The 11,330-nt window shown below is 49.2% G+C and carries 7 protein-coding genes; 5 read left to right on the forward strand and 2 right to left on the reverse strand.

What is annotated here, in order from left to right; translation table 11 throughout:
• Positions 1 to 185: 185 nt before the first annotated feature.
• Positions 186 to 2,003 (reverse strand): beta-lactamase family protein, encoded by a 1,818-nt coding sequence (locus tag L0156_09970; protein MCI0603329.1) that lies wholly within the window; start codon positions 2,001 to 2,003, stop codon positions 186 to 188.
• Positions 2,004 to 2,147: 144 nt separating this feature from the next.
• Here L0156_09970 and L0156_09975 point away from each other — a divergent pair, with 144 nt between their 5' ends.
• The 5 genes from L0156_09975 to L0156_09995 all read left to right on the forward strand — a co-directional run bounded on the left by L0156_09975 (position 2,148) and on the right by L0156_09995 (position 8,138).
• Positions 2,148 to 3,395: an efflux RND transporter periplasmic adaptor subunit gene (locus L0156_09975; protein ID MCI0603330.1), complete on the forward strand. Its 1,248-nt coding sequence runs from the start codon at positions 2,148 to 2,150 to the stop codon at positions 3,393 to 3,395.
• Entirely contained in the window at positions 3,395 to 4,069 is a 675-nt protein-coding gene (locus tag L0156_09980; protein MCI0603331.1) for an ABC transporter ATP-binding protein, read from the forward strand. Before L0156_09975 ends, L0156_09980 begins: the two co-directional genes overlap by 1 nt.
• A gap of 73 nt (positions 4,070 to 4,142) precedes the next feature.
• Positions 4,143 to 5,387 (forward strand): ABC transporter permease, encoded by a 1,245-nt coding sequence (locus L0156_09985; GenBank protein MCI0603332.1) that lies wholly within the window; start codon positions 4,143 to 4,145, stop codon positions 5,385 to 5,387.
• On the forward strand, positions 5,384 to 6,634 hold the full coding sequence (locus L0156_09990; protein MCI0603333.1) for an ABC transporter permease: 1,251 nt from the start codon (positions 5,384 to 5,386) through the stop codon (positions 6,632 to 6,634). The genes L0156_09985 and L0156_09990 overlap by 4 nt, the downstream gene beginning before the upstream one ends.
• Positions 6,635 to 6,752: 118 nt before the next feature.
• The gene (locus tag L0156_09995; GenBank protein ID MCI0603334.1) at positions 6,753 to 8,138 is read left to right on the forward strand and encodes a sigma 54-interacting transcriptional regulator; all 1,386 of its coding nucleotides are present in this window, start codon (positions 6,753 to 6,755) and stop codon (positions 8,136 to 8,138) included.
• Between the two features lie 125 nt (positions 8,139 to 8,263).
• On the opposite strand, the gene L0156_10000 is transcribed toward L0156_09995, so the two are convergent.
• Positions 8,264 to 11,330, reverse strand: a 3,067-nt coding sequence (locus L0156_10000) for a protein kinase (protein ID MCI0603335.1), incomplete at its 5' end; no start/stop codon positions are given.

Below are 11,330 nucleotides of genomic sequence, written 5' to 3' on the forward strand. Positions count from 1 at the left end.
GGCCAGACTTCTGCGGTTCGGAGTTCCTTGTTCGATATTCGGACTTCTCTCCGCTATCATTTTGGTTGTCGGCTATGCCGCGTTAGGTAAGAAGGGAGATGGGGAGATAGCTCAGGGAGGTGGAGATAAACTCAGATTTTGATTTTTTTTCATCTCCTTATCCCTTTTTTATCTCCATATCCCCTTTAAACTTTAAATCCCAAGAGGTTCCAAAAGTAGAGATAAGCAACAAAACCAAAATTAATCAGAAGGAGTAATAACAGCCTTACGCGCGGCAGCATCCCAATCTCTTTCCAGGCAGACCAGACGAAGTACGGCATAGCTGCCGCAAAACAGCAGCTCAAAAGCGGTAAACAGAGCAACAATAAGAAAGGGAGAGGCACTCCAAGCCAGATTCTTCCCGGCTTAATCACCATGAATCCTGCAATCAATCCGGCCAGAAAAAGCAAGTTCAATGCTGACAACATTTTCGCAAATGAGATGGTTCTTCGCTCCGCGAGTGATGAAGTACTCGATTCGACGAGATGCGGATTTTCCGTAGACCAGCGAAAGAAAGTGGATATAAAAGCCGTTACGAACAAAAAGAAAAGCAATTGCTGAAACCCGCTTGAGACATACCAGGGAATCTTTTCTAAGACATCCTGCTCGTAGGAAAGATACCGGATCGATCCCCTGTCGTTTTTCAAGAATGCTGCGCGCTCATAGCTTCCCATCTGCTGAAACAGCATCGGCCCTCGTTCCAAAAAGCGTGTCCCTCCAATATCCAATGAACCGTCCGCTTGAATCCGCACCAAAATGTCCGGTCGCTTCAGCAACGCAAGTTTTTCAATCGTATTTCTCGAATATCGCAAAAACCGATACGTCCCTTCGATCGATCGATTCTTTTCCGGGGAACCGGAAGCTGCCTGCATCTGGAATGGTTGAGCTGGAAAATACTTGTTTAAGAACGGATCCACAATTCGGAATCCGAACTCTTGCTGATCGCCGTTATTCGCAATAAAAATTCCAATCCGCTGTTCCGGCAACAGATAGATGAGTGAGGCAAAGCCGCGTACTCCTCCGCGATGGTACAGCCCGTAAACATGGTTGTAGTAGCTTTCGTAAAAACCATAAGTCAGACCGGGCAAAGACGAATGTTGCGAGAACTGTCGCTGGTGCATCAACTTGAGCATTGAAGAAGACAGAATTCGATCGCTGGAGTTTGCAACAGCAAGATGAGCGATTAAGAAGCGTGCCATGTCGCTTCCTGTGCTTGTTATGCCGGCAGCGGGACCAATCTGCAAATGAGCTTGCGGCACAGCGCGACCTAATACGTATCCGGTCGCCAACGCCGATTCCGCGGATGGTAAGCCGTATGTCGTTTGGACCATTTTCAGAGGACAGAAAATGTTGCCTTCAAGATACCGTCCCAATGGCTTCCCACTTACCTTCTCAACAATGTAGCCAAGCAACACAAATCCGTGATTGGAATACATCGTGTATTTTCCGGGCGCCAAAACTTGCGCCGGCATCTCTCTTTTTAGATACTCCCAGAGTGGAAGAACTCCCTGGGAAGTCAAGGCGCCTGTCCGAATCAATTTCTCTTCAAAGCCCCCGGTGTGTGTTAACAGTTGCGCGATGGTTACCGGATGGCGGACCTTGAGGAATTCAGCATACTTTCGCGCATCGTCGTTGAATTGCAATTTCCCTTGCTCGATCAGTTGCAGAATGGCGGTTGCCGTAAAACATTTCGTTACCGAACCGATCCGGAAAAGTGTGCGATCGGGATCAACCGGTCTGTTGGACTCTTGATTCGCCACTCCATAACCTTTTGAAAAGACGATTTGATCCTCCTGGACTACGATCACAACCGCGCCCGGCACGTTCAGATCCTTTACCGCCTGAGGAGCGACAGAATCCAGGAACGAAGATAAAGCGCTTTTGTCGAGGAATCGAGGTTGAGCTTCCGCCTGCGAAAGAAAGAGCGTCAATAACAGAAAGAGGATTATCCGTGTATGCTTCACATTGAAGGTGTTAGACACAGAATCTCGTGACGTGTTCCAACAGTCTGTCGTATGATATCAAAGTTGTTGTTGGAGGGGAGGTTCAGCGAACATTCCGGCCAGCTGAAACGTTAACTATCCAGGGGATAAACCGGCGAAATTACCATGAGCATACTAAGGAAAAAAAAGTTTTGGGTGATCATCGTTTTGTTGATTCTTGTGGGGGCTTCTGTTGCCACAGTTCTATCGAAACGCCGCAGAAAGGAGATCGAAGTCCAAACGGAACACGTGAAACGACAGGATCTCGTTTCTATCGTTGCGGCGTCAGGAAAAATTGAGCCGAAGAAAAAAGTCGATATCAGCGCCAGTATCCCAGGCAAGATCGTGCGGCTGGCCGTTGAAGAAGGAGACATTGTCAGAAACGGTGATTTTCTGCTGCAGATTGATCCGGTTCCGTTTCAAGCAGCGCTGGATAATTCGCAGGCTGCTCTGAGTCGCGCGCGATCGAATCTGGACTCTGCGCGAAGCAGTCTCAAACAGGCTGAGCAGACGTGGAAACGAAAGTCACAGATGTGGGATGAAAAAACCGGGCTGATCTCCCAGGATGAATACGAACGGTCGCGCACGGAATTCGAAATGCAGCAGGCATCGGTGCAGGCTGCGGAGCATCAAATAGAACAATCTATCGCGGATGTGAAGCGCTCGAAGGATGATCTGGATAAAACGCGCGTGGTATCGCCAATGAGCGGTGTTGTTGTGCGCCGCGCAGTGGAGGAGGGGGAGGTTGCGGTGATCGGCACGATGAACAATCCCGGCACAGTATTGTTAACGATCGCTGATCTTTCGGTGATGGAAGCCGAGCTGGAAGTAGATGAAACAGATATCGGCAATCTGGCGATGGGACAAAAAGCTGTGGTCACTGTGGATGCTTTTCCGGGAAAGAAATTTGAAGGAGAAGTAACCGAAATCGGAAACAGTCCGATCGTCAAAACAACGGGCACGGAAGAAGCGACAGATTTCAAAGTGACGATCACTTTAAAAGAACTGGCTGTGCAATTACGGCCCGGTCTAACGGCGGACGGTGAAATCACAACTGCCAGCCGTTCAAAATGTTTGACCGTTCCGATTCAAGCACTGGTGGTGCGTGATTTGAGCAAACCGGAAGAGCGGGAGAAAATCAAGAAAGAGGACCGCGAAAAAGAAGGGGTCTTTCTGGTTCAAAACGGCAAAGCAATGTTTCGCGCTGTAAAAACAGGCGTTATGGGAGAGATGCAAATCGAAGTGACAGATGGCTTGAGGGGAGGCGAAGAAATTGTGATCGGCACTTATCAAACGCTTCGAGATTTGAAGAATGAGGATTTAGTGAAGATCAAAAAACCGGAAGAAGAAAAAGACAAGAAAGACGCGAAATGATCATCCGTACCGAAAACCTGACGCGAAAGTATCAGATGGGCGAAGAGGAAGTTCACGCGCTCAATGGCGTTAGCGTGGGAATTGAAAAAGGGGATTACGTTGCAATCATGGGTCCTTCAGGATCAGGAAAGTCCACATTAATGAATCTACTCGGCTGTCTGGACTCACCTTCTTCCGGAGAATACTGGCTAAACGAACATGCCGTCAGCACACTGAGCGATGATGAGCTCGCGCGCGTTCGCAACAAGGAAGTCGGATTTGTGTTTCAGACGTTTCACCTTTTGCCCCGATATACAGCGCTGGAGAATGTGCAATTGCCGCTTGTGTACAGCAACGTCGATCCTGAGGAACGTTTACAGCGAGCTGAACAGACGCTCAAGGACGTAGATCTGGCCGACCGGATGCATCACAAACCGAATGAGCTTTCGGGCGGCCAACGACAGCGCGTGGCGATTGCGCGAGCACTGATCAATCGTCCTTCCATTCTGCTGGCGGATGAACCGACTGGGAATCTCGACAGCAATACGGGCAAAGAAATACTGGCCTTGTTTGACAGACTTCATAAGAACGGAAACACCATCATACTCGTAACGCATGATGCGGAAGTCGCATCTCACGCTCGTCGCGTGATTCGCCTGCGCGACGGCAAAGTGGAAGAAGACAGAAGTTTGTAACGCCGGCTTCCAGCCGGCCAGGCTTGGAAGTGGTCCATTTTTTTGCCGGCTGGAAGCCAGCGGTACAAAACGTATGAATTTGATGGAAACGATCCGTCTCGTGTTTGCTTCCTTTCGGACAAACAAACTCCGAACGTTTTTAACTCTGCTTGGCGTGATCATTGGAGTGACCACAGTGATCACCGTCGTTTCCGTGATTCGTGGAATGAACCGCTATGTCCTCAGCACCATAACGGAATCCGGGAGTAACGTTTTCCGGATCGACCGCTTCGGCCTCATCACAAGTCATGAAGCGTGGTTAACCGCGATGCGGCGCAAGGATCTGACGCTGGAAGATATGGAGCTTGTGAAAAAGGAATGCGACTTGTGCACTTACGTTAGCGCGTTTTCGCTCGTTCCAAGTTTCAGTAGCAGAAACCAGTTGCAAATTGACGTAACGGCCGGACGTCAAAAAATCGAAGATCCGAATATTTTCGGCGTAACGGCCAGCTTTGCCATTACAAACCACAGAGAGCTTTCAACAGGACGATACATCACAGAATGGGAAGAGCAGCACGCCGCATTTTCTGCTGTACTCGGCTACGAAATTGCGCAAGCGCTGTTCCCTCAAATCGATCCGATCGGGAAAACCGTTCACATCAACAGCCGGAAATTTCAGGTCGTCGGCATTTTGAAGAAGTATGGCAATTTCTTTGGTGAGAATCGCGATACGCTAATCGAAATTCCCATCTCTTCTTTCCGGAAAGTTTTTGGCAAACGGGAACCGGTGTTCATTTATGTAAAGGTGGAGGACAACGCAAAGATGACGGAAGCGCAGGATCAGGCGCGCGTGCTTCTGCGTTCGAAGCATCATCGCCGGTATGAGGAAGATGACGGATTCGCGATCATGACTACGGACGCGCTCGTTGAACTCTGGCAAACATTCACAGCAGGGGCTTTCGCTGCCATGATCGGGATCTCTTCGATTGCGCTGATTGTCGGCGGTATCGTGATCATGAACATCATGCTGGTTTCCGTAGTCGAACGCACTTCTGAAATTGGCCTGCGCAAAGCATTGGGAGCGCGGAGTAAAGATGTGAAGCGCCAGTTTCTGCTGGAATCCGTCATTCTTGCCGCTGTGGGAGGCGCGATCGGAGTCTTGCTTGGCGCCATCTTTGGCAAACTGATTTCAGTCTTCAGTCCACTTCCATCGATTCTGGAACCGGGGCCAGTCATCGCCGGGTTGCTGTTGGCTTCTTCCGTTGGACTGGTATCCGGATTCTGGCCGGCTGTGAAAGCAGCAAAACTCGATCCGATCGTTGCGTTGAGAAGCGAATGAGGCAAAATCTCGGTTCCGTTCAAGAAGCGTTCTCGCAGGCGATCTTTTCGATACGGAGCAATAAACTTCGAGCATTCCTTACGATTCTTGGAATTGTGATCGGGGTCATGACAGTCATCGGCATGGTTTCCATCATTCAGGGTCTCAACAACAGCATGATGAACCGGCTTCAATCTATGGGACCGCATCTCATTCAATTTCAGCATGAAGAGATGGTGCACTTCGGAAATCCCACCCGCGAAATGCGAATGCGGAAACCGCTCTACTACGAGGATGCTGTTGCGATTCGGGAAAATGCTCCAGCTATTAAAGCAGTTTCGTCCGAAGCGTATCACTACGGCATTGAGCTCAAATATCGCAACGAGAAGACTTCGGGACTCGCTTTCGGCGGCGCCGAGCCGACTTTTCTGGAATGCAACAACATGAATGTGGATGCGGGCCGTTTCATCACGGAAACGGACCTTCAACACGCGACATTCGTTATAGTGATTGGAGATGATGTTGCAAATGCCCTTTTTCCCGGCGGCGTGGATCCAATCGGGAAAACGGTTCTTGCGGAAGGGCATAAGTTTCAGGTGATCGGAAAGTTTGAACGGAAGGGGAACAGCTTTACCGGCGATTCAAACGATGATTACGTCACGATTCCTTTCAGCACGTTCCTGAAATTGTTCCCAAGCACTTATCGTGAAAACGGATTGCATATAGCAACAATTCCCAAGAGTCCGGAGCTCGTTCCATCAGCCATCGATCAGGGAACCGCAGTGCTGCGAAAACAGCGTGGATTAAAAGCGGATCAACCGAACAATTTTGCAGTCGTAACACCCGAAAACATTATGACAACTTATAACCAGATCACCGGCGCTATTTATCTGGTGATGGTTGTGATCTCTTCGATCGGCTTGATGGTGGGAGGAGTGGGTGTGATGAACATCATGCTTGTTACGGTGAAAGAACGGACGCGAGAGATCGGGTTGCGAAAAGCCCTTGGCGCGCGCAGGCGGGATATCCTGTGGCAATTCCTGATTGAAGCTGTTGTTCTCTGTTTGATCGGTGGAGCGCTCGGTATCATTGCAGGCGCCGGTGTCGCGTTCCTTGTGAACGCAGTCTCTCCGCTGCCTGCGCGCGTTTCAGCGGGCGCGGTGATTGCAGCGATCACAGTCTCTTCTTCCGTTGGCTTGTTTTTCGGCCTCTATCCGGCGCGCCGCGCTGCGAAACAGGATCCCATCGTTGCCCTCCACTACGAATAATGTAGTAGTGGCAGAGCATTAGCAAAGTAGCGCGGACGTCCCGTCTGCGTACGCTCGCCGGCGAGACGCCCGCGCTACTTTGTTTACTTGCCGGAGGAGCTACAATAAGCACAAAGGAATGTTGATTCTAATTGCCAACTGCCTGGGAAAGATCATCCAGTTTCCGCTTGCAGAGGACCGAAGCGAAATCAGAGTAGGTTCGTTGCCGGACAATGATCTCTGTTTACCTTACAAAGGAGTATCCAGAAATCACTTCAGTTTGACTCAGCAGAAAAGTGGTTGGGTGTTGAAAGATCTGGGAAGCACGAACGGCACGCGTTTAAATGGCAAGAAAGTGAATGAGTCGGAAATCCACCCCGGAGACCTGATTCATGCGGGAATTGTAGAGCTGTCTCTGGTGGAGGCCGACCAGAACAAGATTGTGAGGATTCCAGAGAGAACTCCCACGAGCAGCCATGCCGGCACCGACAAAATGGATGATATCGCCAGACACGTAGCGGACAATATTTTTGTATCGGAAAAACTCGTTTTCCCTGAGGGCATGATTCCCGGAACGTCTCCGAAGATGCGAGAAATCTATCAACGGATTTTTTCACTCGTAGATAGCGATGTGAATATTCTGTTGCAGGGCGAAACCGGAACAGGAAAGGAAATGTTCGCGCAAATGCTTCATCTTTCCGGAAAGCGTTCAAAGGGTCCATTTATCGCGATTAATTGTGCCGCGCTCCCTTCTGAACTGATCGAAGCGGAGCTTTTTGGAATTGGTGAAAAAATTGCGACAGATGTTGGACCCCGAACAGGAAAAATCGAGCTTGCGGATGAAGGGACACTCTTTCTTGATGAGCTCAGCGCATTTCCTATTGGACTGCAATCCAAAATACTTCGCGCAATCGAAGAAAAGAAAGTAACTCCTGTAGGCAAGCATGTGCCTGTGCAGGTTGATTTTCGTCTGATCAGCGCCACAAATGAAGATCCACAGGAATTGATTCGAACGGGAAGGCTCAGAGAGGATCTCTATCATCGCATTGCAACAGTCGAGCTCGTGGTTCCACCTTTACGCGAGAGAAGAGAAGATCTAACGCTTCTCATCATTGGTCTTTTGCAGCAGATTTGCAAACGAGAAAAGAAGACGATTGCGGGCATCAGCAACAGACTTTTTGACTCTTTGGTATCGTATTCCTATCCGGGAAATATCAGGGAGTTGATCAACCTGCTGAGCTCGATGGTTGCGCTGGCGCACCCTGGAGAAATGTTGGATTTACACCTAGCTCCAAACAGATTGACGCAAACAGAGAAGCATGACCCTTCGCGGCAACCGGAAATTGATTTCTTCCACGGGCAGGTCGACCTGCGCACTAAGCTTGATGAAACAAGCAAGGACTGGGTCTTGCGGGCATTGCACCTGCACGATTGGAATATTTCTGCTGCTGCAAGGTCGTTGAAGATAACTCGCTTCGGCTTGCAAAAAATGATGAAACGACTGGGCATCCCAGACAATAAATAAAAGTTCCAAATCTCAAACACGAAATCTCAAATAAGCTCCAAAACTCAATTTTCAAACGAGGGCTCGCCAAGCTGATTTGGAAATTGGAGATTGAGAATTGAATATTATTTGTGTTTTGGGCTTTGTTATTTGGTAATTCTCTTAGAGTAGCGGTTGCCCAAGTGCTTATTCATCGATAACATTTTGTGAAATGCTTCTTCAGCGGCGGCGCTATCCGTCAATGAGAGCAGCATCCCTTTGCAGCCGTAGGCTTCCGCGGAAGCAGGATTCACTTTCAGCGCTTCCTGGACTCTGTTCAGTCCTTCACTGACAAACGCATCCGGTTTGAGGCCACGCGATTTTTGAAACCTCGCTTGCCAGTAATATTGCTCTGCCAGTCCTACAAAGGCTGAAGTTTCCCCGGGATTCACTTTAATTGCGTTTCGGAAAGCGGATGCGGCCTGAGCCAGCGCATTCTGTGGATCCTTTCCGTTCAAGATCAACCATCTTGCTTCCAGTAGATGTGTGTAGCCAACACGCGAATGAGCAGAACCATCCGCGGGATTGTATTGCAAAGCGAGCGTGAGCATCTCACGGGCCTTCTCAACGTGCGTCATGGGTGAATTTTTCCGGTCCAACTCCATTTCGCCGCGAACCAAAGAGACTGAAGATATCTCTGAGTACAGAAAAGCGTCTTCGCTCCTCAATCCTATGCCAGCATCAAAAGACCTCTGTGCCTTATCGAATTCCGCGGAGGGGTCCTGCCCCAGATGATATTGATGCTCTCCCAAATCACGATGGACGTAAATAAGCCATCGATAACAAAAGACAAAAGAAGGGTTGATTGCAACTGCTCTATCCAGGATTTCAATTGCTTGCTTCAGGGAAGCAACAGGATCATACCCGTGATCCATTTCATACTCTCCAATCGCCGAGTACAGAATCCCAAGATTTGCATAGCCTGCAAAATAGTTCGGACTGATCTGAATGGTTTTGCGAAAACTTTTGGTCGCTTCTTCATAGCTCGAGCGCGGATCTTTTCCGTGATACATCCTGTAATCGCCCAGATCCATGTAAGCCAAACCCAAATGACTCACAATGCTCGCATTGTTCGGATCGATTCGCACCGCATGCGTTAATCTTTCGACTGCAAGCTCAAAAGACTTCTCTCCATCCTTGCCGGACGCTGTCTCTACCTTACCTCTGAGCCAGAGGGCAAGGCCCGCGTTACTGTAACCATCCGAACCTAGCGGATCAGCTTTGATCGCCCGGTCCGCAGTTTCGAGCGCGATTCTAACCGAATCGGAAGAGTCCTGACCTTGATCCAGTTGACGCTCAGCCCACAAACTATAAAAGCCGGAAATCGCATTGTTGGTACTGGGGTCATCAGGGTCTGCTATTAAAGCTTGATTGCAGGCATCAACAGCGTCGTTTTTTAATGATTCCAGATTCTTTCCTCCGCCGTAAAACTCGGCATAGAAGAACTCATTCCTGACACCACAGATTCCTCTGTATCCCAGCGCATCGCTTTGACCGATCTGCACGGCTTTTTGATACGCGAGCTCAGCCTGATGCAGGTGCTTCATTGCATCGGACGGAACCCCTTTGCTCATTTGCTCACTCCCCTGAATTTTATGAATATTCCCCTCCAGGATCTTCGCTTCATAGAACCAGGGAAGGCGTTGGAATGCCCCCCGCGTTTTCTGCAACGCTTCTTCATAATGTTTATCGTAGAAAGCAATCATCGCCTCCAGGTACTCCGGAGCTTGAGTGCGCACTCCTCTGCTTGCCTTCAAGTATCGAAGGATCGGCTCTCGAAATTTCTTTTCAATCTCTTTCTTGCGTTGCTCACGCAGCAAAACGGTTTCAATTCTTTCCGCTGTCTGCAGTTCCGTTTGATACAATGATCCGGTGGTTTCTCCAAGAGCATAGGCGGCTTCCGGGGTACGGTAATTATTTTTCCATGCCTCCTCCAGATGTTTTTTGGCATTTTCATAATCCTGTAGCGTCATATAACCCTTTCCGAGTGCATAGTTTCCAGGACCCACTGCAGCGGATCCCCTGCGTTTCATGCTTTCTTGTAAAGCCTTTATCCTGTCAAGGATTTGTATTTTTTCCTGCCTGATGTCATGAAGCGGTGTCATATGCGCAACCCGCATCATCCAATCCATCGCTTCCACCTCTCGCGTGAATTCCTGGGTGAGTCGCACCTGTTGCGCCGATCGCCATCGTGAATAGATTCCGAAAATTCCGGCGATCAGCAAAAGTACCAGGGAGAAAGCAAAAACCTTATTTTTCTTGACCTTCTTTTCCAATCGGTACATGAAGGAAGGAGGTCTCGCTTCGATCGCGTCACCATTCAAGTACCGTTTCAAGTCATCCGAGAAAGCCTTGGCAGAATCGTAACGACGGTTCGGTTCCTTTTCTAAACATTTCATCACAATGGTTTCGATGTCTTGCGGAATGTTGGGTACCCATGTTCGAACTGGCGCCGGCGCGTCTTTCGATACCTTCACCAGGATTTCAAGAGCGGTCCCTTCAAACGGTGATCGCCCGGTCAGCAGATAATAGAACGTAGAGCCCAGGCCATAGATATCTGTTCTTCTGTCCAGCTGACTCCTATCTCCAAAAACTTGTTCAGGAGACATATAAGAAGGTGTGCCGATGATCTGATCTGTTGCGGTGCTGGAAGGAGATCCCAGTTCACGCGCGATTCCAAAATCCATCACGTAGGGATGAAGAGTACCATCCTGCGTGTTTTCCACCATGATATTGGTCGGCTTGAGATCACGATGAATGATTCCCATGCTGTGCGCCACGTGAACTGCGTCGGCTACCTGCTGCAGAATCTTGACTTTTTGTTCGAGCAATAATTCGGGTTGAAGCTGAGCAAGAGATGCGCCCTGAATAAATTGCATGGCGATGAAGTATCTGTTTTGCACTTCGCCGGTTTCGTAGATCTTGCAGATGTGAGGATGTTCGATTTGAGCCTGCGCACGCGCTTCCTTTAAAAGACGCTCGCGTAAAAAGGCATTCTCTCCGCGGATAAATTTCAACGCAACAAATCGTTTCAGTTGCGGATCAAATGCCTTAAATACCTGGGCCATTCCTCCTTCGCCAAGGAGGCTTTTGATTTCATAGCGCTCCCAGTTTGAAACAGGAGGCTCAACCGGCTCGGCTCCTTCAAGGTCGGCGGTTAACTCCCGGTCAGAC

The organism is bacterium (assembly GCA_022616075.1).
Lineage (GTDB): Bacteria > Acidobacteriota > HRBIN11 > JAKEFK01 > JAKEFK01 > JAKEFK01.

Coding starts and splice junctions, on each gene's coding strand:
- L0156_09975 (MCI0603330.1), top strand. CDS start 2,148: ATGAGCATACTAAGGAAAAAAAAGTTTTGGGTGATCATCGTTTTGTTG.
- L0156_09985 (MCI0603332.1), top strand. CDS start 4,143: ATGAATTTGATGGAAACGATCCGTCTCGTGTTTGCTTCCTTTCGGACA.
- L0156_09990 (MCI0603333.1), top strand. CDS start 5,384: ATGAGGCAAAATCTCGGTTCCGTTCAAGAAGCGTTCTCGCAGGCGATC.
- L0156_09995 (MCI0603334.1), top strand. CDS start 6,753: ATGTTGATTCTAATTGCCAACTGCCTGGGAAAGATCATCCAGTTTCCG.